The organism is Marinomonas profundi, assembly GCF_020694005.1.
Lineage (GTDB): Bacteria > Pseudomonadota > Gammaproteobacteria > Pseudomonadales > Marinomonadaceae > Marinomonas > Marinomonas profundi.
Genome location: NZ_CP073013.1, coordinates 2842076 through 2864691 on the forward strand (window position 1 = coordinate 2842076; position 22616 = coordinate 2864691).

22 protein-coding genes are annotated in these 22616 nt (G+C 46.0%); 21 read left to right on the forward strand and 1 reads right to left on the reverse strand.

What is annotated here, in order from left to right:
• The first annotated feature begins 117 nt into the window (after window positions 1–117).
• The gene (locus tag J8N69_RS13290) at window positions 118–2139 is read left to right on the forward strand and encodes an oxidoreductase (protein WP_168823097.1); all 2022 of its coding nucleotides are present in this window, start codon (window positions 118–120) and stop codon (window positions 2137–2139) included.
• A 102-nt stretch (window positions 2140–2241) separates the two neighbouring features.
• Here J8N69_RS13290 and J8N69_RS13295 read toward each other — a convergent pair whose 3' ends face one another.
• Window positions 2242–2766 (reverse strand): hypothetical protein, encoded by a 525-nt coding sequence (locus J8N69_RS13295; RefSeq protein WP_168823099.1) that lies wholly within the window; start codon window positions 2764–2766, stop codon window positions 2242–2244.
• 317 nt (window positions 2767–3083) lie between these two features.
• Here J8N69_RS13295 and iscR point away from each other — a divergent pair, with 317 nt between their 5' ends.
• The 20 genes from iscR to J8N69_RS13395 all read left to right on the forward strand — a co-directional run bounded on the left by iscR (window position 3084) and on the right by J8N69_RS13395 (window position 22551).
• On the forward strand, window positions 3084–3572 hold the full coding sequence (iscR, locus tag J8N69_RS13300) for a Fe-S cluster assembly transcriptional regulator IscR (protein WP_168823101.1): 489 nt from the start codon (window positions 3084–3086) through the stop codon (window positions 3570–3572).
• Window positions 3573–3646: 74 nt separating this feature from the next.
• Complete coding sequence (sufB, locus tag J8N69_RS13305) at window positions 3647–5083, forward strand: Fe-S cluster assembly protein SufB (protein WP_168823103.1); 1437 nt, start codon at window positions 3647–3649, stop codon at window positions 5081–5083.
• 31 nt (window positions 5084–5114) lie between these two features.
• The gene (gene sufC, locus J8N69_RS13310; RefSeq protein ID WP_211084887.1) at window positions 5115–5882 is read left to right on the forward strand and encodes a Fe-S cluster assembly ATPase SufC; all 768 of its coding nucleotides are present in this window, start codon (window positions 5115–5117) and stop codon (window positions 5880–5882) included.
• A 3-nt stretch (window positions 5883–5885) separates the two neighbouring features.
• Window positions 5886–7145: a Fe-S cluster assembly protein SufD gene (sufD, locus tag J8N69_RS13315; RefSeq protein ID WP_168823107.1), complete on the forward strand. Its 1260-nt coding sequence runs from the start codon at window positions 5886–5888 to the stop codon at window positions 7143–7145.
• An 11-nt stretch (window positions 7146–7156) separates the two neighbouring features.
• A complete protein-coding gene (locus tag J8N69_RS13320) occupies window positions 7157–8374 on the forward strand; it encodes an aminotransferase class V-fold PLP-dependent enzyme (RefSeq protein ID WP_168823109.1) in 1218 nt (405 codons plus the stop codon).
• Window positions 8375–8383: 9 nt separating this feature from the next.
• Window positions 8384–8734, forward strand: coding sequence for a HesB/IscA family protein (locus tag J8N69_RS13325; protein ID WP_168823111.1), 351 nt, complete (start codon window positions 8384–8386; stop codon window positions 8732–8734).
• Between the two features lie 4 nt (window positions 8735–8738).
• Window positions 8739–9269 (forward strand): putative Fe-S cluster assembly protein SufT, encoded by a 531-nt coding sequence (sufT, locus tag J8N69_RS13330; protein WP_168823113.1) that lies wholly within the window; start codon window positions 8739–8741, stop codon window positions 9267–9269.
• A 115-nt stretch (window positions 9270–9384) separates the two neighbouring features.
• Entirely contained in the window at window positions 9385–9810 is a 426-nt protein-coding gene (locus tag J8N69_RS13335) for a SufE family protein (RefSeq protein ID WP_168823116.1), read from the forward strand.
• 20 nt (window positions 9811–9830) lie between these two features.
• Window positions 9831–10985, forward strand: a complete 1155-nt coding sequence (locus J8N69_RS13340; RefSeq protein ID WP_168823118.1) for an IscS subfamily cysteine desulfurase — start codon at window positions 9831–9833, stop codon at window positions 10983–10985.
• Between the two features lie 157 nt (window positions 10986–11142).
• Entirely contained in the window at window positions 11143–11550 is a 408-nt protein-coding gene (gene ndk / locus J8N69_RS13345) for a nucleoside-diphosphate kinase (RefSeq protein WP_168823120.1), read from the forward strand.
• 145 nt (window positions 11551–11695) lie between these two features.
• Complete coding sequence (gene rlmN / locus J8N69_RS13350) at window positions 11696–12811, forward strand: 23S rRNA (adenine(2503)-C(2))-methyltransferase RlmN (protein WP_168823122.1); 1116 nt, start codon at window positions 11696–11698, stop codon at window positions 12809–12811.
• A gap of 41 nt (window positions 12812–12852) precedes the next feature.
• Window positions 12853–13578 carry a hypothetical protein gene (locus J8N69_RS13355; protein ID WP_168823124.1) on the forward strand — a complete coding sequence of 242 codons (726 nt, stop codon included), beginning with the start codon at window positions 12853–12855 and terminating at the stop codon, window positions 13576–13578.
• 1 nt (window position 13579) lies between these two features.
• Window positions 13580–14662 (forward strand): RodZ domain-containing protein, encoded by a 1083-nt coding sequence (locus J8N69_RS13360; RefSeq protein ID WP_227803895.1) that lies wholly within the window; start codon window positions 13580–13582, stop codon window positions 14660–14662.
• Window positions 14663–14670: 8 nt separating this feature from the next.
• A complete protein-coding gene (gene ispG / locus J8N69_RS13365) occupies window positions 14671–15783 on the forward strand; it encodes a flavodoxin-dependent (E)-4-hydroxy-3-methylbut-2-enyl-diphosphate synthase (protein WP_168823127.1) in 1113 nt (370 codons plus the stop codon).
• 9 nt (window positions 15784–15792) lie between these two features.
• Window positions 15793–17067, forward strand: a complete 1275-nt coding sequence (gene hisS, locus J8N69_RS13370; RefSeq protein WP_168823129.1) for a histidine--tRNA ligase — start codon at window positions 15793–15795, stop codon at window positions 17065–17067.
• A 109-nt stretch (window positions 17068–17176) separates the two neighbouring features.
• A complete protein-coding gene (locus J8N69_RS13375; protein WP_168823131.1) occupies window positions 17177–17818 on the forward strand; it encodes a YfgM family protein in 642 nt (213 codons plus the stop codon).
• Window positions 17818–18954 (forward strand): outer membrane protein assembly factor BamB, encoded by a 1137-nt coding sequence (bamB, locus tag J8N69_RS13380; protein WP_227803896.1) that lies wholly within the window; start codon window positions 17818–17820, stop codon window positions 18952–18954. Before J8N69_RS13375 ends, bamB begins: the two co-directional genes overlap by 1 nt.
• Window positions 18955–19067: 113 nt before the next feature.
• Window positions 19068–20405: a ribosome biogenesis GTPase Der gene (gene der / locus J8N69_RS13385; RefSeq protein ID WP_168823133.1), complete on the forward strand. Its 1338-nt coding sequence runs from the start codon at window positions 19068–19070 to the stop codon at window positions 20403–20405.
• Window positions 20406–20602: 197 nt separating this feature from the next.
• On the forward strand, window positions 20603–21508 hold the full coding sequence (gene rimK, locus J8N69_RS13390) for a 30S ribosomal protein S6--L-glutamate ligase (protein ID WP_168823135.1): 906 nt from the start codon (window positions 20603–20605) through the stop codon (window positions 21506–21508).
• Window positions 21508–22551: a succinylglutamate desuccinylase/aspartoacylase family protein gene (locus tag J8N69_RS13395; protein ID WP_168823137.1), complete on the forward strand. Its 1044-nt coding sequence runs from the start codon at window positions 21508–21510 to the stop codon at window positions 22549–22551. The genes rimK and J8N69_RS13395 overlap by 1 nt, the downstream gene beginning before the upstream one ends.
• Window positions 22552–22616 lie beyond the last annotated feature (65 nt).

A 22616-nucleotide genomic window follows, 5' to 3' on the forward strand; every position in this document is an offset into this window, starting at 1 on the left:
GGCAATTAAATACTTGTATCTTGACAATGTCAAAATGAAAATCTATCTTGACAGTGTCAATATTGCGGGTGGGCAACCGCAAAAATAAAAAAATAACACATTAAAGTGGGTCACATTATGAATCAATCACCGTTTCCGCACCTTTTTCAACCATTGGATCTGGGCTTCACGCAGTTAAAAAATCGCATCATCATGGGGTCCATGCATTTGGGTTTAGAGGAAGTTAAGGGCGGTTTTCCTCGTATGGCGGCGTTTTATGCGGAACGTGCTAGAGGGGGGGTGGCTTTAATTGTCACCGGTGGTATTGGTCCGAACGCCGAAGGTGGTGTTTACGCTGGCGCGGCGTTGATGGTAAGTGAGCAAGATGTTGACAATCATCGGCAGGTAACAGAGTCGGTTCACGCTGAAGGCGGCAAGATCTGCATGCAGATTCTGCATACGGGGCGCTACGCGTACAATCCTAAGTTGGTTGCGCCATCGGCGTTGCAGGCGCCTATTAACCCTTTTTCTCCCCATGCTTTAACCGACGACGAAATCTCCCAGCAAATTGATGATTTTGTACGCGCGGCGGTGTTGGCGCAAAAGGCCGGTTATGACGGTGTGGAAGTGATGGGCTCGGAAGGGTATTTGATTAATCAGTTTGTTGTTTCTCGTACCAATCATCGTGATGATGAATGGGGTGGCGATTATGATAACCGTACGCGCTTGCCGCTGGAAATTGTGCGCCGTATTCGTGAGGCGGTAGGCGAGCATTTTATCATTATTTATCGTTTGTCTATGCTGGATTTGGTTGAGCAGGGCAGTACGCTGGAAGAAGTGATTCGTCTGGGGTTGGGCATCGAAAAAGCGGGCGCAAGTATTATTAATACGGGGATAGGTTGGCATGAAGCCAGAGTGCCGACGATTGCGACAAAAGTGCCCAGAGCGGCGTTTACTTGGGTGACAGCAAAGCTAAAAGAGTCATTAAATCTTCCCTTGATCACTTCTAATCGCATTAATATGCCAGAGGTGGCTGAGGCGGTTTTAGCGCGCGGCGATGCAGATCTTGTTTCCATGGCGAGGCCATTTTTGGCTGACCCTGAGTTTGTGATTAAGGCACAACAGAATCGTGCCGATGAGATTAATACTTGTATTGCTTGTAATCAGGCGTGTTTGGATCATGTTTTTGATCATAAGATGACGTCTTGTTTGGTCAACCCAAGGGCGTGTCATGAGACAGAGTTGCTCATTACGCCGACGGATTCTCCAAAACGTATTGGGGTGGTTGGCGCAGGTCCTGCTGGGTTGGCGTTTGCTACGACGGCGGCGAAGAGAGGCCATGATGTTACCTTGTTTGATGCGGCGGGTGAGGTGGGCGGGCAGTTTAATATCGCTAAGCGGATTCCCGGAAAAGCGGAATTTTACGAAACCTTGCGTTATTTCAAGCGTCAATTGGAATTGACTGGCGTTAAATTGCAGCTAAATACTCAGGTCGATAGTGCATTGGTGGCGCAATATGATTTTGATGAATGGGTATTGGCGACGGGTATTGTGCCAAGGCATTTAGACATTGAGGGAATTGATCACCCTAAAGTATTAAGTTATCTGGATGTTATGAATGGCCATCCTGTTGGCAAGCGTGTCGCGGTGATTGGCGCTGGCGGGATTGGTTTTGATATCAGTGAGTATCTGATTCACGACGCGAATCAGGCTCAACAAAGTACCGCCGATTTTATGAAGCAGTGGGGTGTCGATATGACGTTTAGCGCCAGAGGTGGAGTGGAAGGTGTTAAGGCGAACTTTGCGCCCGCGGCAAGAGAAGTTTTTTTGTTGCAACGAAAAGCATCAAAAGTCGGTGCCAACTTGGGGAAAACCACCGGCTGGATTCACCGTACCGAATTGTTGAAAAAAGGTGTGACTATGCTGCCTGGCTGCGAGTATCAGAAAATTGATGATCAAGGGTTGCACTTATTGGTGGCGGGCGAATGGCAATGTTTAGCGGTCGATAATGTGGTTATTTGCGCGGGTCAACAGCCCAATAAGGCGCTGGGTGAGAGTCTAAACTGCGCGGTGCATTTTATTGGTGGTGCGGATGTTGCGTCCGAGCTAGACGCCAAGCGGGCGATTAAGCAAGGCACGGTGTTGGCGGCAGTGCTTTAGTTTGGTGTTGCCATGACATTAAAATCGGACGCGGTTTAGAGCGGTTTCCGTTTTTAGCGTTGTTGAGCAAATAATGTCGTTTTAGAAAACAAAGCCCCGCCATTATTGCGGGGCTTTTTCATTGGGTTCGCCAGTTTTGAGCAATTCTAATAAATCTTCTCTTTCTAGGCTGCCTTTTAGAGCTAAGTCCAACTGATATTGGTATTCGTTATTCCAGCTGGTGATTCTTGGGCTAAGTGTTGATAGCTCTTTCATGGCGGATTTCATGATTTGTAAATAGGCTTGGATGTTTTGCTCTTGATTGATGAGGATGTTTTTTAGTGCTGTTGCGCTACTGTGTCTAAGGTAAAGTGCGAGCGTTTCATTTTGTGCTTCAATGGCGTTGATCTTTGCGGCTTGTTCGGTCAGTGTTTTTTGTAATTTAGCAATTTTCTGATCCTGTGCCGTTAATTTGTCATTGCTTGCGGCGGCATCTTTTGTGGGTAAAAGCAGATAGGTGATGCCAGAAGACGCACCGACACTGAAAGCAAAGCAGAGGAAAAGAGCGAGCCAATAGCCTGTGCTTTTTTGCTGTGGTGCGGGCTCTTTTATTTCAAGTGTTTTATCACTTTTGGGCTTTGGTGGCATGGCGTTACTCTCTTCAAAAGCTGTGTGAATTTGATTATCGCAAATTGCTGTAAAATAAAAAGCCATTCTTTTATCGGCTGTTGGTGTTGGCAAACCACGGTCTATGATCTCATATTCGTGGTCTATGCTCTCATATTATAGTCATCATGTCTTTTAAGAGGGATTCAGCGGTTTAGTTTTTGCCTCAGTACACGTAAAATACGCGCCGACGATGGGATAAGATTAATAACCTACTAAAATACTCGGGTAAATACTTGATCAAAACAGTAGGTTTTGTGTATCATCTGTGCTTACAGAATAATCTAATTGGATAGCCTATGCGCCTGACAACAAAAGGTCGTTATGCGGTCACTGCTATGCTTGATCTGGCATTGCATTCGGATCAAGGTCCTGTGTCTTTAGCGGATATTTCCCATCGACAGGGAATCTCCTTATCTTATCTTGAGCAACTGTTCTCTAAACTTCGCAAGAAAGCATTGGTAACCAGTGTCAGAGGGCCAGGTGGTGGCTACCGTCTTAGTCGCTCAAATAACGATATTTTTGTTGCGCAAATCGTCGATGCAGTGAATGAGTCCGTTGACGCGACAGGGTGCAAGGGGCGCAGTGATTGTCAAAGCGGTAATACGTGCCTGACTCACCATTTATGGTGTGATCTGAGTGATCAAATACACGATTTTTTAAATCGAATTAGTCTCGAACAGCTGGTGCGGCGCAACGACGTGCGACAAGTGGCAGAACGACAAGATTTCGAAAGCCGACAACGTGGCCTTGTCAATGACAAGATTAGTGCGGCGATTGTTGATTAAGTAAAGAATAAATTAGTTGAGCGATGTGCGCTGATTGACAGTGCGTTTGTTCGCTATGATGAGTGAGTGTTTATATGACTGAGCAGATAGATAAAGCGCTGGCACGGGAATACGAAGCAGGTTTTGTGTCTGATGTAGAATCAGAAACATTTGAGCCCGGCTTGGATGAAAATGTTATCCGACGTATTTCTGAAATGAAAGGCGAGCCTGAATGGATGCTTGAATGGCGCTTGAGCGCATTTCGTGAATGGTTAGAAATGGAAGAACCGGAATGGGCCTTAGTGGATTACCCAAAAATAGACTTTCAGTCCATTTCTTACTATTCGGCACCCAAAAGTATGAAGGACAAGCCTAAGTCCTTGGACGAGGTGGACCCTGAATTACTGCGGACTTATGAGAAACTTGGCATTCCTCTGATAGAGCAACAAATGTTAGCGGGCATTGCGGTTGATGCGGTGTTTGACTCTGTCTCTGTGGTGACCACATTCCGTGAGAAGTTAGAAGAGGCTGGGGTTATTTTTTGCCCTATTTCTGAAGCACTGCACAAATATCCAGAGCTTGTTAAGAAGTACATTGGCAGCGTTGTTCCGAAGAAAGACAACTACTACGCGGCGTTGAACTGCGCTGTCTTTACCGATGGCTCCTTTGTTTACATTCCTAAAGGCACTCGCTGTCCAATGGAGTTGTCGACTTATTTCCGCATTAACGAACAAAATACCGGTCAATTTGAACGTACTTTGATTATCGCCGACGAAGGTAGCCATGTGAGTTACCTTGAAGGTTGTACTGCGCCACAGCGTGATGAAAATCAGCTGCATGCTGCGGTTGTTGAGCTGGTTGCCATGGACAACGCTGAGATTAAATACTCTACAGTGCAAAACTGGTATCCGGGCGATGAAAACGGCAAAGGCGGTATTTACAACTTTGTGACCAAGCGCGGGATTTGTCACACCAATGCCAAAATCTCTTGGACGCAGGTTGAAACAGGTTCTTCGGTTACGTGGAAATACCCAAGCTGTATTTTGAAAGGCGACAACAGTGTGGGTGAGTTTTACTCGGTGGCCTTGACGCGCGGTCGTCAGCAAGCCGATACCGGAACCAAGATGATTCACATTGGTAAAAACACCAAGTCGACCATCATTTCTAAAGGTATCTCGGCGGGCAGAAGTAACAATAGTTACCGTGGTCTTGTGCGCATGAATCCCGGTGCAGAAGGGGCGCGTAACTTCACTCAGTGTGACTCTTTATTGATCGGCGACCAGTGTGGTGCGCATACTTTCCCTTATGTGGAAAGCCGTAATCCTTCTGCGATTGTGGAGCATGAAGCGACGACGTCGAAAGTCAGTGACGAGCAGATGTTCTTGTGTCGTCAGCGTGGTCTTGATCCTGAAAAAGCCGTGTCCATGATTGTGAATGGCTTCTGTAAGGAAGTGTTTAAAGAATTACCCATGGAATTTGCCGTTGAAGCGGGCAAGTTACTAGAAATAAGCCTTGAAGGCTCAGTAGGTTAAGGAATTGTTGAAGATGTCGAACACCAAAAGTATGTTGACGATAAAAGATTTGCACGCCAGCGTTGAAGAAAAGCAGATCATCAAAGGGCTAGATTTAGACATTAAGCCGGGTGAAGTTCACGCGATTATGGGGCCAAACGGTGCCGGTAAAAGTACCTTGGGCTATGTTTTGTCAGGTCGAGATGGCTATAGCGTAGACAGCGGTAGCGTGACCCTTGATGGTGAAAATTTGCTCGATATGGAAGTCGAAGACCGTGCTCGTGCAGGGTTATTCTTAGCGTTTCAATACCCAGTCGAAATTCCGGGCGTTAGTAACTTGGAATTTTTAAAAGCTTCGGTTGATGCGCAACGTGAAGCGCGTGGTGAAGACGCCATTACGTCTGCCGACTTCTTGAAAGAAGCCAAAGCCGCTTGCAAACAAGTTAACCTACCGGTGGCTTTTTTGAAGCGCGGTGTTAACGAAGGTTTCTCAGGTGGCGAGAAAAAGCGTAACGAATTAATGCAAATGTTATTGCTCAAACCCAGACTTTGTATTCTAGATGAAACCGATTCTGGTTTGGACATCGATGCGTTGCAAGTGGTAGCGGAAGGCGTTAATAGCCAGCGCTCTGCGGATCGTAGCTTTATCGTAGTGACGCATTATCAGCGTCTTTTGGATTATATTAAGCCTGATTTTGTGCATGTGTTGTCTGACGGGAAAATCGTCAAAAGTGGCGATGCTTCTCTTGCTCATGAATTGGAAGCACAAGGTTACGCTTGGTTGCAAAAAGAGCCAACTGAAGACGAACTTGAGGGGTAATGCATGAGTGAATGGTTAGAAAGCGCCATTACTCGAGCGCAAGGTATTGATGATTGGCTGGCACCAAAGCGAACGCACGCACTGGATCTTTTAGCCAATACCAAATGGCCAACGCGCAAAACCGAAGCCTGGCGCTATACACCGCTTCGTCCTGTTGAGCGTTCGCCCGCCAAGGTAATAAAGGAAAAAGTGGCGTTATCGCCTGTTGCGATTGCGGACTTATCTGCCATTGAATTGGTGTTTGTAAACGGCCAGTTTGATCAAACACAATTGCCTAACGTCTTGCCAGCAGGTTTATCCATTGCCTTAGGCAGTGGTTTAGATTCGGTCAAACAGGCGGACGCGCTCAGTGTTTTTTCGACGATCAAACCTGAGCGTCATGTTTTTGGTTTGGTGAATGATGCCCTCGCGCAAGACGTCGTGATTGTGTCGGTTGCAGAAGGGGTTGAGATTACTCAGCCGATTCGTATTAGTTCTTTGTTGAGTCAAGGTGCAGAATCTCATACGCGGGTTCAAGTGATGCTTGCTGCCGGTTCTCGTCTGGCGGTGATTGAAGATGTACAGGCGCAAGGCGATAGCTTAAATACCGCCTTTGTAGAATACAATGTGGCGGCCAACGCACGTCTAGAACATTATCGTTTTGCCTTACAGACAGGGACTAATGTTGCCATCGGTGGCAGCCATTTTAATCTCTATGACCATGCAAAAATGCACAGCACCATCGTGGGTTTTGGCAGTGATTTGTCGCGTCTAGACACCGATATTATTCACGCTGGTGAGTTTGCTGATGCCAAGTTAAATGCCATGTATTTGCTGGATGGTAAAGAGCTGTTTGATCTGCATGCGACGGTTGAACATGCCAAGCCAAATGGCAAAACCGAAGAAAACGTTCGCTGTATTGTCGCGGATCGTGCCCGCGCTATATTTAATGGTCGTATACACATTCACCGTGATGCACAGAAAACCTTGGCAGAGTTGAATAACCGCAACTTGTTGCTATCGGATAAAGCCGAGATTAACACCAAGCCTGAGTTAGAGATTTACGCTGACGATGTGAAGTGTGCCCATGGCGCAACGGTCGCTGAAACGGATAAACAGGCTTTGTATTATCTGCAAACGCGTGGTGTAAGCCGTTCCAAGGCGCAAGTAATGCTGAATTTTGGCTTTATTAACGAATTGATTGATTTAATGCCAAATGCCGCGTTAGCGGAGTGGATTCGTCCTATTATCCGTGAGCGTTTTGCGCAAATGGAAGTGAAGTAAGCGAGAATCTGATGAATTTTGATGTAGCGGCTATCCGCGAGCAATTTCCGATTTTAAAGCGTGTAATCGACGGTAATCCGCTTATTTATCTCGATAATGCGGCGACGACGCAAAAGCCGCAATGCGTGATTGATGCTTTGGTGGATTACTATACAACCTGTAATTCCAATGTGCATCGTGGCGCCCATCGTCTTGCGGATGAGGCGACACGTCGTTTTGAAGGCGCGCGTGACATCGTAAAAGAGTTTATCAATGCGCCAAAACGCGAAGAGGTCATTTGGACCACAGGCACGACCGAGGCCATTAATATTGTGGCTAACGGTCTGAGCCAGTTATTGTCAACAGGCGATGAAGTGATTGCGACGGGGATGGATCATCATGCTAACCTTGTGACTTGGCAACAAGCTTGCAAAGCCTCTGGCGCCATTTTAAAGATCGTTCCGGTGACGGATGAAGGTGAGTTAGATCAAGCCGCTTATGCGGAGATGTTGAACGAACGCACTCGATTTGTGGCTTTTCCTCATGTATCTAATGCATTGGGAACGGTGAATCCAGTCAAAGCCATGACGATAAAGGCGAAGCAATTTGGTGCTTGGGTTTTGGTCGATGGTGCGCAGGGTGCGGCTCATGGTTGGGCTGACGTGCAAGATATTGGTTGTGACTTTTATGCTTTTTCGGGTCATAAAGTCTATGGGCCAATGGGCATAGGCGTATTATGGGGGCGAGCGTCGGTACTTGAGAATTGGCCTGTTTGGCGCACCGGTGGCGAGATGATTGCGACGGTGACTTTGCAAGACGCGACGTGGAATGTGCTGCCTTATCGTTTTGAGGCGGGTACGCCTAATGTGGGCGATGCCATTGCGATGGGTGAAGCCATTCGTTGGTTTAGTGCCTTAGACCAAGTCGCCGTCGCGGCCCATGAAAAAGCTTTAATAGATCGAGCAACAGAGTTGGCAGAGGCGTTCGAAGGCTTAACCATTATTGGCAATGCGAAAGACAAAATTGGTGTGTTGAGCTTTGTGATGGACCATGGTCATCCAGCGGACATTGGTTTTTTATTAGATCGCCAAGGGATTGCGGTTCGCACTGGGGATCATTGCGCGCAGCCTCTGATGACACGTTTTAATGTGCCTGGTACGGCACGCGCATCGTTTGCGATTTATAATACATTAGAAGAAGTTGACGCTTTGTTTGTGGCACTGAAAAAAGTGCGAACAATGCTGGCTTAGGAGGTTTCAATGACAGTTACAACGTTTGATCCTGTCTCTAGCGTGTCTTTAACCGCTTCCGCACAGAAATATTTTGCTTCAAAACTGGTAAAGCAACCGGGTAAGTTGATTCGATTAAGTACCAAAGAAAGCGGTTGTACCGGCTTTTCTTATGTACTGGACATTGTCGAGGCGGCTTTAGAAGGTGACACTGTTTTGGCGTTTGGCGATGTGAGCCTTGCGGTAGATTCGCAATCGGCTGCCATGCTAAAAGGCACAGAGATTGACTTGGTGCGCGAAGGTGTTAACGAAGTTGTGAAGTTTAAAAACCCTAACGTTGTAGCAGAATGTGGCTGTGGCGAAAGCTTTAGTGTGAGTTAACTTCATGCAAAAAATGGTAGTAACAAATCGTGCTTGTCCAGCGAGACGAGTGCCAAGCGGTGAGCCGGTTAGTATTCCTGAAGGTCAGTTTATTACGATTAATCAGAGCTTGGGTGGCAACTACACCGTTACTTGGCAAGGTAATATGCTGCGTATTGACGGAACGGACGCTGAGGCAATTGGCCAGCAACCTGAAGTGTTGAATTTTGACGATCTGGGTACTGGTGATATCAGCGAAGAGCAAGTCTGGCAGGCGCTAGACACTATTTATGACCCAGAAATTCCGATCAGTCTGGTGTCACTCGGTTTGGTGTATAAAGTGACGCTGGATCAAGAGGCAAAATCGGTTCTGATTGATATGACGTTAACGGCTCCCGGTTGTGGTATGGGGCCTGTTCTCGTAGGCGATGTGAAGTATCGCGTTGCCAAAGTGCCCAATGTTGAAGTGGTGAAAGTGGATTTGGTGTTTGATCCGCCTTGGTCACGAGAAATGATGAGTGAAGAGGCGCAATTAGAGGCGGGGCTTTTTTTCTAATGGCGGCCTCTTGATCGCTTCGGCGCTTCGGTAAAATCGAATACAATAGGAAACGGTCTTGGTGTTTAGCCAATGCCGTTTTTGTTTAATAGGCTTGATGTAAAAGAGGGTGGTCATGGCTTTACCTAGTACGGAAGACATAGTGGACGATCTGTCGTTTTTTGACGATTGGGAAGATAAGTACAAGTACATTATTGATTTGGGTAAATCTTTGCCAGCGTTTGATGAAGCGTGGCGCACGCCTGAGCGCTTGGTGAAAGGCTGTCAGAGCAGTGTTTGGATTCAGCCAGGTTCAGAGCAAGACGCTACGAAAGGCGAAGTGCTGACGTTTTCGGTAGACAGCGATGCCATTATTGTTCGTGGTTTGCTTGGTTTGGTGTTGGCGGCGTTGGACCATAAAACGCCAGAAGAAGTTTTAGATTTCGATATTACGGCCTATTTTGAAGAGCTGGATCTTGAGCGGCATTTGAGCCCGACCCGTGGCAATGGTTTGCGTTCTATTGTTGGTCGCATAAAAGGCATCGCACAGGCGGCGGCTTAATTTTTATTGGAGAGCATTGAATGAACACCCCGGTTTACCTAGATAATTCTGCTACCACGCCAGTCGACCCAAGAGTGGCGGAAAAAATGATGGCGTGTTTAACGCAGGACGGTAATTTTGGTAACCCTGCCTCACGCTCGCATCTTTTTGGCTGGCGTGCAGAAGAAGCGGTTGAGGAAGCTAGGTTGCAGGTGGCCAGTTTAATCAAGGCAGACTCTCGTGAGATTGTTTGGACCTCTGGCGCGACAGAAGCCAATAACCTAGCGTTAAAAGGTGTCGCGCAGGCGTATCGTCAAAAAGGCCGTCATATTATTACCTCGATGATAGAGCACAAGGCGGTGTTGGATCCTTGCAAGCAACTTGAAAAAGAAGGCTTTGAAGTCACTTATTTACTGCCAGATTCTCATGGCGTAATTTCCCCCAGTCAGGTTGAAGACGCGTTGCGTGAGGACACGATTTTAGTGTCCTTGATGCATGGCAATAATGAGCTGGGTGTATTGACGGATATCGCCGCGATTGGCGAGTTGACCCGATCTCGTGGCGTGTTTTTCCATGTGGACGCCGCGCAAACGACAGGCAAAATTGAAATTGACGTTAATGCCATGAAAGTAGATTTAATGTCGCTGACAGCCCATAAAACCTATGGTCCAAAAGGCATTGGTGCTTTGTTTGTGCGTCGCTCGCCGAAGGTTAAATTAGCGGCACAAATACACGGAGGCGGTCATGAGCGTGGTATGCGTTCTGGCACCTTGGCAACGCATCAAATTGTCGGCATGGGCGAAGCATTCCGTTTAGCGGGTGAAGAGATGACGCAAGATTGTGCTCGTATTCAAACGCTGCGTGAGCGTTTATGGTCGTCTCTTAATGCGTTATCTGGTGTGCATCTTAATGGCGACTCCGCTAATCGTGTTGCTGGCGTGGTGAATGTGGGGTTTTCGGGGGTTGATGGTGAGGTGTTGCTGATGTCACTGAGTGATATTGCCGTGTCTTCTGGTTCTGCTTGTACTTCAGCAAGCCTAGAGCCGTCTTATGTTTTGCGCTCAATTGGTTTGCCGGACGATTTAGCCCATAGCTCATTGCGTCTTTCTGTTGGCCGTTTCACGACCGAGGAAGAAGTCGACTTTGCCGCTGAAACCATTAAAAATGCCGTGACGCGTCTTCGGTCAGTTGCTTAGGGGTGAGAATTCGAGCTTTTATGCTTGTTAGATTAAATAATCTTCATTGGATCGTACAATTTTAATGAATTGATGCGTATAATACGCGCGCTGAACTTTTATGTCCTGGGCCATGCAAAAGGCATCGCCCCTTTAAAATTAATTTGGAGTTATACCCATGGCGTTAGAACGTACTCTATCTATCATCAAGCCTGATGCGGTTGCAAAAAACGTAATTGGCGAAATCTACACTCGTTTTGAACGTGCTGGTTTTAAAATCGTTGAAGCGAAAATGATTCAACTAGACGACGAATTGGCTGGCGGTTTTTACGCTGAGCACAAAGAGCGTCCTTTCTACAAAGACTTGGTTGCTTTCATGACGTCTGGTCCTGTTGTGGTTTCTGTTCTTGAAGGTGAAGGCGCAGTACTTCGTCACCGTGAACTAATGGGCGCGACTAATCCTAAAGATGCGACAGCTGGTACGTTGCGTGCAGATTACGCTACGTCTATCGATGCTAACGCTGTTCACGGTTCTGATTCTGTTGAATCGGCAACTCGTGAAATTGCTTACTTCTTCGGTAAGTAATTGACAGCTAGGACCTTTATGTCCGATCTGTTTTTAAAAAGCGGGCGCTAGCCCGCTTTTTTACAGAGGCTTCTGAAAAGACTTTTCTTTTCAGAAGCTTTTTTCGTTTACACTTAATGCTCACCACAGCAAGCGATATTGAATTATGACTGACATCAAAAAAGTAAACCTGTTGGGTTTATCCCCTGACAAGCTGATTGAATTTTTTGAATCCATTGGCGAGAAAAAATTTCGCGCCACTCAAGTAATTAAATGGATTCATCAGAAAGGCGCTGAAAGCTTTGAGGAAATGACCGATGTCAGTAAAGCGCTGCGGGCAAAATTAGAGCAAATTTGCGAGATTCGTGGGCCGGAAGTGGTATCACAAAATATTTCGACTGACGGTACCCGTAAGTGGGTTATTCGTACCGAAGGGGGCAAGAACGATTGCGTTGAAACGGTTTTGATTCCCGATGGTGATCGAGCGACTTTGTGTGTCTCCTCCCAAGTGGGCTGTTCGTTGGATTGCAGCTTTTGTTCGACTGGTAAGCAGGGTTTTAATCGTAATTTAACGCCCGCGGAGATTATTGGGCAGGTGTGGATTGCGATTAAATCGTTTGGCCCTATGGATCCGAATGGCCCTCGTCGCGTGACTAACGTGGTAATGATGGGCATGGGCGAGCCCTTGATGAACTTTGAGCCAGTGGTCGATGCGATGATCCTGATGATGCATGATCACGCGTACGGTTTGTCTAAGCGTCGCGTTACTTTGAGCACTTCTGGTGTGGTGCCTAAAATTTATGAACTGGTCAAGCGAACCGATGTGTCGTTGGCCATTTCGTTGCATGCGCCAAATGACGCCTTGCGTAATGAGCTGGTGCCCATTAATAAAAAATACCCCATTGCGGAACTGCTCGAAGCGTGTCAGTTTTATTTGGCAAATTTGCCGGATAAGCGCCACATTACGATTGAGTACACGTTAATGTCAGGTGTGAATGACAATGAAGAGCAAGCCCATGAATTGGCTGAGCTTCTTAGTGTGTTGGAATGTAAAATCAACTTGATTCCATTTAATCCATTCCCACATTCGGGTTATGAAAAACCGTCTAATAATCGTACGCGCCGCTTCCAGAAGATTTTGGCGGATGCGGGTTACACGGTGACGGTTCGCACCACTCGTGGTGATGATATTGATGCGGCATGCGGTCAATTGGTGGGGGATTTTCATGATAAAACACGCCGTAGTCAGAAATACATCGAATTGCGTGAAGTAAAAAGCTAATCTCTTAAATTATTGAATTTTGGTATGACAAGGATGTCATTATGCGATTGTGGTTGCTGCTGTTTTTATTGTGTTGTGTGCTTAGTACATCGTGTGCTTACCAGACTGTTTCACCGTCACGACCCGCTATTTCCGAGTCTAAACGCTTATCGATTATTCAAGCGCATCTCTTGTTGGGGCAGTTGGAGGTGGCGAAAAAGCAGCTTGATAAAGTAAGTGAAGCGAATCAAGGGCGAGATTATTGGCGCCTACTAAGCTTATACTGGTTAAGTATGGAAGAGTCCGAGCAAGCCCTTTCTGCGCATAAGCAAGGGCTTGAAATGTACCCAAATGATAGCTTTATGTGGAATAATTATGGCGTGCTATTAGGGGTTCAAAAACGCTGGGGAGAAGCGTGTGACGCATTTGATAATGCAGAAAAATACGCGCAGTTTAGGCGTCAATCTGTGCAAATAAATCTTTCTCGATGTGCATTACGTCAGAATGACGTAAAATTCGCTGGAATCCACCTAAATCAAGCAAAAGAAATTGCAGATTTGCCACTGATAGGTTTGATGACAGAGCTCAATCTTGTTTTAATACAAGGTAATAATGACCAAGCTCGCTTAATTTTAAATAATATCCAGGCTACGAAAAAAATTGCCCGAGGATCGGTGCATTTTGATGAATACAACTGTCTGTCGTGGCACTTAACTGTACACGAGACTGACCCTACACTGTATTCGTTTGCGAGTAATTTTACATGCCTGAATGGCTCAAGGTATTGACATGACAACTGAATTTCAAACGGACGCTTCTGTAAACACAATGAACCAAGACTCCATTAATATTGGTAAGCGATTAAAGACTAAAAGGATAGAACTTGAGTTTGATGAAAGGCATGTAGCCACCGAACTGAAAATCACCATAGATCAAGTTCGTGCGCTTGAGGCGAATAATTTTACATACTTCCGCTCGGTGACTTTTGCGCGTGGCTTTTTGAAGAGCTATTGTCGGCTCTTAGGAGTTGATCATACCGAAATGCTGGGGGCGTTTGATAGTGAACGGGTAAATGCCGAATCGACGATTAAACCGGTTGATAAGGTGAATAAACAGACGCATTTAGGCGATCCTATTGTTATTTTAATTTCGATTGTGATTGTCGCCGTGTTGGTGTTTTTAGTGTTTTGGTGGCCCTCTCAAAACGCGGCGTCGGATATCGCTGACGAACAAAGACGTGGTGACAACCATGAACTCACCGAGTCAGAAGCAAGTGAACGCGCGGCCGAACTTGAAAATATAACCGCGCCTTCCGCTGATGCCCCTGTTGAACGTACTGCTGACGACGCCATCGAGTCGGCTGACAATAATCAATCAGACAGTAATCAATCGAACAACAATCAATCAGACAACAATTTATCTGACAATAAAGCACCTGAGATAGCCGATAATACGCTTGATGAGCCTTTGCCAAGTCAAAATGCTGGAGGGGAACAAGATGTTCAAAATAGTGAGGTTGCCACCGGCCTTTCTGCTGAGACAATGGCTATTTTGGAAGAAGCGGGTGTGACACCTAATGACGTGGTAAGGGCGAAAAAAGAGGTCGCCTCAGTAGAATCCCTGCCGTCTTATGTCGACGAAGTTGAAATGGTATTTGATGCGGACTGTTGGACCGAGGTAAGGGATGCAACGGGTAAAATCTTGTTTTCTGGCGTCAAAACAGCCGGAAGTCAGTTGTCATTAACCGGCAGCGCACCGTATAGAGTCGTGTTGGGTTACGCCAGAGGCGTGTCATCTTTGAAGTACAAGGGTGAAAGCTTCGATTTTTCTTCTTTTATTCGTAATGATTTGGCTCGATTTGAGCTCAAGTAGAGACACTTATGCATTTTGAATCCCCGATTAAACGCCGTCACTCTCGCCAAATTATGGTCGGTAATGTGCCCGTTGGCGGCGGCGCACCGATTAGTGTTCAGAGTATGACGAACACAGAGACCTGTGATGTTGATGCTACCGTTGCGCAAATTCGTGCAATTGCTGAGGCGGGAGGGGACATTGTTCGTGTGTCTATTCCGTCTATGGACGCGGCAGAGGCCTTTAAAAAAATACGCCAAGCCGTTTCCATTCCTTTGGTTGCCGACATACATTTTGATTATAAAATTGCCTTAAAAGTAGCCGAATATGGTGTTGATTGCTTGCGGATTAATCCCGGCAATATTGGTAATAAAGACCGTGTGCGGGCTGTCGTTGATTGTGCGCGTGACAAAAACATTCCGATTCGTATTGGTGTTAACGCTGGGTCTTTGGAAAAAGACCTACAGAAAAAATATGGCGAGCCAACACCAGATGCACTAGTCGAATCCGCTTTTCGCCAGATTCAGTACTTTGATGAATTGGATTTTCATGAGTACAAGTTGAGTCTAAAAGCGTCTGATATTTTCATGACGGTTGAGGCGTATCGTAAAATTGCTAGCCAAATAGACAACCCATTGCATTTAGGGATTACCGAGGCGGGTGGCTTACGCTCTGGCACGGTGAAATCGTCTATTGGCCTAGGTTTATTGTTAATGGATGGTATAGGAGACACCTTACGGGTTTCTTTAGCCGCTGATCCAGTGCAAGAAATTAAAGTCGGTTGGGATATGCTGCGCAGTTTGAAATTACGTAACCGCGGCATTAATTTTATTGCTTGTCCAAGCTGCTCGCGCCAGAACTTCGATGTTATTAAGACCATGAATGAGCTAGAAGAGCGACTTGAAGACATTGTCGTTCCCATGGATGTTGCGGTGATCGGTTGCGTGGTGAATGGCCCAGGTGAAGCAAAAGAAGCGGACATCGGGTTGGCTGGTGGATCGCCCAACAATTTGATTTATCAAGATGGTAAGCCAAACAGCAAAACCAAAAATGCAACGCTTGTCGATGATTTAGAAAGAATGATTCGTCAAAAGGCCCTCCTAAAAGAGCGGGAACTGGCCAACATTATTGTTAAAAATTAAGGATCCATTGTGGCGCAAAAAATTCAAGCAATCAGGGGAATGAATGATATTTTACCTGATCAGTCTTCTGTCTGGCTCTACTTAGAAAAAACCGTAGCAGACGTGGTTAAGTCTTATGGATATCAGCAAATTCGTTTTCCTATTGTCGAAAGTACGGATTTGTTTAAACGTGGTGTGGGCGAAACCACCGATATAGTTGAAAAAGAAATGTACACCTTTGACGATCGTAATGGCGAATCGTTAACGTTGCGCCCAGAAGGGACAGCAAGCTGTGTTCGTGCGGCGGATCAAGCAGGCTTATTGTTTAACCAAGTGCAGCGTTTATGGTACACAGGGCCTATGTTTCGTTATGAGCGCCCGCAAAAAGGTCGTTACCGTCAATTTCATCAGATTGGTGTCGAATCTTTTGGCATGAGCTCGGCCGATATTGATGCAGAGTTGATCGTGTTATCCGCGCGTTTGTGGCAGCAGCTGGGTCTTTTAGAGCATGTTGAGTTGCAGTTAAATACCATTGGCTTGGCGTCTGAGCGGGAAGCCTATAAAGCCGCATTGGTTGTGTATTTAACGCAATTTAAAGATCAGCTAGATGAAGACAGTCAGCGTCGCTTGTCGACCAATCCACTGCGGATTTTGGACTCTAAAGACGAGGCGACTCAAGCGCTATTAAAAGACGCGCCAAACTTAGAAGAATTTATTGGCACCGAGTCGCAGGCGCATTTTGATCGTTTGCAGGCAATTTTACAGGCCAACAACGTGCCGTATGTGATTAATCGACGTTTGGTTCGAGGTTTGGACTATTACGGAAAAACGGTGTTTGAATGGGTGACTTCACATCTTGGTGCACAAGCCACCGTTTGTGCTGGTGGACGTTATGATGGTTTGGTTGAGCAACTCGGTGGCAAACCGACTCCGGCTGTCGGTTTTGCGATGGGGATTGAGCGTTTAGTGTTGTTGCTTGAAACGCTGGATCTGGTGCCGAGTGAGGCGAAGTTTGCCGCTGACGTTTTTGTTGTCAGTATTGGCGATGAGGCTGAAATAGCGTCGTTTGTCTTGGCTGAGCAGCTTCGTGAAAGCCGCCCGAATTTGGTGGTATTACGCCATTGCGGTGGCGGTAATTTTAAGAATCAGATGAAGAAAGCGGATCGTTCCAGTGCCCGATTTACCATTATTTTAGGTCAAGACGAGCTGGAGCAGGGCATTTGTCAGATTAAAGACATGTCGACGGGTGAGCAGAAAACTTGTGCGTTGGATAAGATTGGTGCTTATTTTGCTGCCAATTCGTGATGTCTTGGTGCGATTTTTTGTCTTAGCGCAATAAACGAGATGATAATTTGATTTAACAGTGTATCGTTGCTTTTAATAGTTTGACGATACTTTGAACGAGGGAATAAGCGTGTCTGAATTAAAGACTGAAGAAGAACAAATTGAAGCGTTTAAAACGTGGTGGAAAAAAAACGGCATCGCTTTGGTTGTGGTTATTGCGGCGGGTGTCGGTGGTTATTTTGGTTGGCAAGCGTGGAAAACCAGTCAAGCCAATTACGTTAGCGAAGCGTCTGCATTGTATCAAAATTTACTTCAAGCCTCGGCTGATTTGAGTGATGAAAATAATCAGAAAACAGTGAGTTTTATCGCAAAACAGCTCACAGATGATTACGCTGATACCGGTTATGCGATGTTTGGGCAGTTGTTTTTGGCCCGTGTAGACGCTGAAAATGGTTTGTATGATGATGCTATTCAAGCATTGGATTTGGCCATAGCGAATACAGACGATGTGACCTTTACGGCGGTTGCCAATCTGCGTGTTGCGCGTTTATTGCTTCAGAAAGAAGATTACACTGGCGCTATTGCCCGTGCAGAGAAAGTCACCGCGGAAGAGTTTGCAGCACAGCAACAAGAATTAATTGGCGATGCTTTAATTTTGCAGGGTAAGCGTGATGATGCCCGTCTTGCGTATCAAAAAGCCAGTGAGGCGTTAGGTGTTGGTGTGAATCATCCGCTGCTGGATATTAAACTCAAGGATTTGGTGAAAGGCTAATGATGAGCAAGTTTATTTTTCCTCTCATACTTTTGTCTGTGTTAGTGCTTCAAGGGTGCTCTAATTCTCGTCCTGCGTTATCTGAGCTTCCTGCGCTAGAAAATAAAGTGGCTCTAAAAACCGTATGGAAAACGGGTGTAGATGGGGACTTTGGTGAAACGAGTGAACGTTTTAATCTCGTTGCTGAAGACGGTGCGGTGTTTTTTGTCACGGATGAAGGAACGGTTTATCAGCTTGGGCAAGAAAAAGGCGCAAAGCAAAACACAATCTCAACCGACTATAAGCCAAGTTCTGGTGTCGCACGTTATGGTGATACTCTGTACTTTGGGACCTATGATGCTAAGTTAGTGGCGGTTTCTTTGGCGACTAAGTCTGTCTTGTGGGAGAAAACCTTAAGTTCTGAAGTCTTGTCTGAAGCTTATTATGCAGCCGGTAAATTAGCGGTTCAAACCGCCGATGGTTGGTTAAACTTACTTGATTCAGCCACTGGGGATACTCTATGGCGGGCCAAAGAAGATTTGCCTTCTCTAACGGTACGTGGCACCAGCGCTCCGGTTATCTCTGAGGGGAAAGTGGTGGCTGGCTTCGCGAATGGGAAGTTAAAAGCATTCTCTTTAGACGGTGGTAATTTACTGTGGTCTTATGATGTTGGTAAGCCAGAAGGGCGTTATGAAATTGAGCGATTAAGTGATATTGATGGCCGCTTGGTGGTAGAAAATGGCATTGTTTACGCGGTGGCTTATAATGGAACACTTGCGGCTCTTGCGCTTGAAAGTGGTCGACCATTGTGGCAACGGAGCATTTCAAGCTCGGTGGGTGTTGCCGTGCAAGGGGATGTATTGGTTGCGGTTGATATGACGAGCAAGGTGATTGCTCTGAATGCCAAAAATGGAAGTGAAGTGTGGGAGAATGCAGCACTGTTTGAACGTGACCTGATTACTCCTGAGTTTTTCCGTGATTATGTTGCGGTAATGGATCGTGCTGGCTACGTGCATTTGCTTGATGTCGCTACGGGTGATATTGCAGCACGTAAAATGGCGGACAATAATGAGCCATCGGGAAGTCGTATGGTTGCGAATGATAAACGCTTGTTTATTCTTACGCCGAATTCGAATGTGACGGCATTGAGCTATTGAGATCCCGTTTTTTGGGTTTTTTAATAGACGGTTCTTTTAATAGACGATTTTTGAAGAGGCTGCCATCCCAGTAAAAGGGGTGGTGGCCGCTTTGTATTTTTATAGGTAAAAAAATGATTCCAGTTATTGCATTGGTAGGTAGACCCAATGTTGGCAAATCAACGCTTTTCAATCAATTGACAAGATCGCGTGATGCTTTGGTTGCTGATTATCCCGGCTTAACCCGTGACCGTAAATACGGCGACGGTAAGCTTGGTGAACATGAGTTTATAGTGATTGATACCGGTGGTATCAGTGGTGACGAGCAGGGCATTGATGAAAAAATGGCACGTCAATCTTTGTTGGCGATAGAAGAAGCCGATACGGTGTTGTTTCTTGTTGATGGTCGTCATGGTTTGAATCCTGCGGATGAAATGATTGCGAATCATTTACGCCGCTCGAACAAATCGGTTTCTCTTGTGGTCAACAAGACGGATGGCATTAACGAAGACATTGCCTTAGCGGATTTTTATTCGTTAGGTTTTGGTGAGTTGCACCCTATCGCGGCGTCTCATGGTAAAGGGGTGCATGTCTTAATTGATAAAGTGATGCTGCCATTTGCTGAGCGAGTTGAAGAGGCCAAAAGCCAAATTAGCTTAGAGTCTCGCGGTATTCGTATTGGCGTGGTGGGTCGTCCAAACGTGGGTAAATCCACCTTGGTAAACCGTATGCTAGGCGAAGATCGTGTTGTGGTTTATGACTTGCCTGGCACCACGCGTGACAGTGTTTACATTCCTTATGTGCGCCATGAAAAAGAATATACCTTAATTGATACGGCGGGTATTCGCCGTCGTAAGCATGTTAAGGAAGCGGTTGAGAAGTTTTCGATTGTTAAGACTCTACAGGCTATCCAAGACGCCAACGTGGTGATTGTGGTGATCGATTCCCATGAGGATTTGGTTGAGCAAGACCTTCACATGATTGGCTATGTGTTAGATGCGGGTCGTGGCGTGATCATCGCTATTAATAAGTGGGACGGTCTTAAAAAAGACGATCGTGAACACATTAAGAGTGAAGTGGAGCGTCGTTTAGGCTTTGTGCCTTACGCTAAGGTGCATTATATTTCGGCACTACACGGCACGGGTGTGGGTGATTTATACGACACGATTGAAAGCACTTATGAGTCTTGTTATGCCAAGTGGACAACAAACCGTTTGACTAGAATTTTGGAAGACTCCATTGCCGAACATCAGCCTCCCATGGTGAACAGTCGTCGTATTAAACTAAGATACGCCCACCAAGGTGGGTCTAATCCGCCGCGTATCGTAGTGCATGGTAATCAAACGGATTCTTTGCCGGGAAGTTACAAGCGCTATCTTGAAAATAAATTTAGAACCGTGCTAAATATTACTGGTACACCGATTATTTTTGAGTTCAAATCGTCTGAAAATCCATTTGCACCAAAGAAATAATTTTATTATTTCATTGGTCATATAAAGGTCTCTAAATGCTCCTACTAGATGGGAATGTTTGGAGACTTTTTTTATGCGGTAGCGCTAAAATCGCTTTCTAAAAGTGATGTTATTTACTATGCTCGCGCCAATGGTATTGGTTTTTAAATAAGCTCACTGCTTCTAGTGGGCTTTCTATTTTTGTTCAAAGGACATCTATGAAAATCGCAATTCTTTCTCGCAATCCTCGTCTTTACTCGACTCGTCGTTTGGTGGAAGCGGGTGAAAAGCTTGGTCATGAAGTGGATGTTATTGATACGATGCACTGCTATATGGATATTACCAGCAGCAACCCTTCTGTCCGTTATGATGGCAAGCCTTTGCCGAAATACGATGCTGTGATTCCCAGAATTGGGGCGTCTGTTACCTTTTATGGCACCGCGGTTGTTAGGCAGTTTGAAATGATGGGAACCTATAGCATCAATGAATCGGTTGCTATTAGTCGTTCCCGTGACAAATTGAGATCTTTACAGTTGATGTCTCGTAAAGGTTTAGGCTTGCCTAAAACGGGCTTTGCTCATCACCCTGATAAGATTGGCGATTTGTTGAAAAATGTGGGTGGCGCGCCAGTGGTGATTAAGCTGCTAGAAGGCACCCAAGGTATCGGTGTGGTGTTGGCCGAATCCAATAAAACCGCCGAATCCATCATTGAAGCCTTCATGGGCTTAAAAGCCAATATTTTGGTACAGGAATACATTAAAGAAGCGGGTGGGGCGGATATTCGTTGTTTAGTGGTCGGTGGTAAAGTCATTGCGGCGATGAAGCGACAAGGTGCTGAGGGTGAATTTCGTTCTAATCTTCATCGTGGCGGCACCGCGTCTTTAATTCGCTTGTCGCCAGAAGAGCGACGCACGGCGGTCGAAGCGGCAAAAGTAATGGGGTTGAATATGTGTGGTGTGGATATTTTAAGATCGCATAATGGCCCGCTTATCATGGAAGTGAATTCCTCTCCTGGTTTAGAAGGTATTGAAGCCGCAACAGGCAAAGATGTCGCCGCTATGATTATTCAGCACATTGAGAAAACGGCGTCATTGGGGACAACAAAGACAAAAGGAAAAGGCTGATGGGTAAGGCGCTATTAACAATAGATGGAGTTGATATACCGTTAGGTGGCACGGTGAGAATCAAGTTGCCAATGGTGAAGCTCTATACCGATACCAATATGTCAATGCCGGTGTTTGTGAAACGTGGCAAGCGTACGGGACCCACTTTGTTTATTAGTGCTGCTATTCATGGCGATGAGCTCAATGGGATTGAGATCATTAGCCGTATTATCCAGAGCAAGTACCTCGAAAACTTAAAAGGCACCTTAATTGCGGTGCCGATTGTGAATGGCTATGGGGTGCTCAATCAAAGCCGTTATTTGCCAGATCGCCGAGATTTAAACCGCTCTTTTCCAGGTTCTAAGCGAGGTTCTTTGGCTGGGCGTGTGGCAGATCGTTTTTTGAACGAGATTGTCGCAAAAGCCGACTATGGTATTGATCTTCATACGGGTAGTTTACACCGAACTAATTTGCCGCAAGTACGAGCAAACCTTGATGACCCTGAAATATTGGCGATTGCTAAGGCGTTTGGGGTGCCGGTTGTGCTGAACTCAAACCTTCGCGATGGATCATTACGCGAATGCGCGGAGGATGTCGGCGCCAAGGTGATTCTGTATGAAGCAGGAGAGGCATTACGCTTCGATGAGCTATCAATAAGAGCCGGGGTGAAAGGCATTGTTGGTGTGATGAGGCACTTGGGTATGCTGCCTAAATCTCGTAGTAAAAAGTCACTCTCTGAGCCGCGCATCGCTCGCAGCAGTAGCTGGATACGCGCCACCGACAGCGGTTTCACCACGCACATTAAAGAACTGGGTGACCTTGTTGAAGAAGGCGATGTACTGGCTGAAATTAAAGACCCTTACGGTGATATTTTAGATCAAGTGCTTTGTAAAAATGGCGGTATTATTATTGGAAAGCAGAATATCCCGCTGGTTCAAGAGGGCGAGGCTATGTATCACATAGCGCATTTTTTGGCGCCCGATGAAGTGGCTGGGTATGTTGAAAGTATGCAAGATGAACTCATGGACAGTGGTGCTTCTTCAGACTTGATTGACTATAAATAGTACTGTTTCCAGCGACGCTTTTTAGCGCTGATTTTCACTGCTTATTTCCAGTCACGATAAAACCC

Coding starts and splice junctions, on each gene's coding strand:
- J8N69_RS13360 (WP_227803895.1), top strand. CDS start 13,580: ATGACAACTGAATTTCAAACGGACGCTTCTGTAAACACAATGAACCAA.
- ispG (WP_168823127.1), top strand. CDS start 14,671: ATGCATTTTGAATCCCCGATTAAACGCCGTCACTCTCGCCAAATTATG.
- bamB (WP_227803896.1), top strand. CDS start 17,818: ATGATGAGCAAGTTTATTTTTCCTCTCATACTTTTGTCTGTGTTAGTG.
- J8N69_RS13325 (WP_168823111.1), top strand. CDS start 8,384: ATGACAGTTACAACGTTTGATCCTGTCTCTAGCGTGTCTTTAACCGCT.
- J8N69_RS13290 (WP_168823097.1), top strand. CDS start 118: ATGAATCAATCACCGTTTCCGCACCTTTTTCAACCATTGGATCTGGGC.
- J8N69_RS13295 (WP_168823099.1), bottom strand. CDS start 2,766: ATGCCACCAAAGCCCAAAAGTGATAAAACACTTGAAATAAAAGAGCCC.
- J8N69_RS13340 (WP_168823118.1), top strand. CDS start 9,831: ATGAACACCCCGGTTTACCTAGATAATTCTGCTACCACGCCAGTCGAC.
- J8N69_RS13355 (WP_168823124.1), top strand. CDS start 12,853: ATGCGATTGTGGTTGCTGCTGTTTTTATTGTGTTGTGTGCTTAGTACA.
- der (WP_168823133.1), top strand. CDS start 19,068: ATGATTCCAGTTATTGCATTGGTAGGTAGACCCAATGTTGGCAAATCA.
- iscR (WP_168823101.1), top strand. CDS start 3,084: ATGCGCCTGACAACAAAAGGTCGTTATGCGGTCACTGCTATGCTTGAT.
- rlmN (WP_168823122.1), top strand. CDS start 11,696: ATGACTGACATCAAAAAAGTAAACCTGTTGGGTTTATCCCCTGACAAG.
- ndk (WP_168823120.1), top strand. CDS start 11,143: ATGGCGTTAGAACGTACTCTATCTATCATCAAGCCTGATGCGGTTGCA.
- J8N69_RS13335 (WP_168823116.1), top strand. CDS start 9,385: ATGGCTTTACCTAGTACGGAAGACATAGTGGACGATCTGTCGTTTTTT.
- sufD (WP_168823107.1), top strand. CDS start 5,886: ATGAGTGAATGGTTAGAAAGCGCCATTACTCGAGCGCAAGGTATTGAT.
- rimK (WP_168823135.1), top strand. CDS start 20,603: ATGAAAATCGCAATTCTTTCTCGCAATCCTCGTCTTTACTCGACTCGT.
- sufC (WP_211084887.1), top strand. CDS start 5,115: ATGTTGACGATAAAAGATTTGCACGCCAGCGTTGAAGAAAAGCAGATC.
- J8N69_RS13395 (WP_168823137.1), top strand. CDS start 21,508: ATGGGTAAGGCGCTATTAACAATAGATGGAGTTGATATACCGTTAGGT.
- sufT (WP_168823113.1), top strand. CDS start 8,739: ATGCAAAAAATGGTAGTAACAAATCGTGCTTGTCCAGCGAGACGAGTG.
- sufB (WP_168823103.1), top strand. CDS start 3,647: ATGACTGAGCAGATAGATAAAGCGCTGGCACGGGAATACGAAGCAGGT.
- J8N69_RS13320 (WP_168823109.1), top strand. CDS start 7,157: ATGAATTTTGATGTAGCGGCTATCCGCGAGCAATTTCCGATTTTAAAG.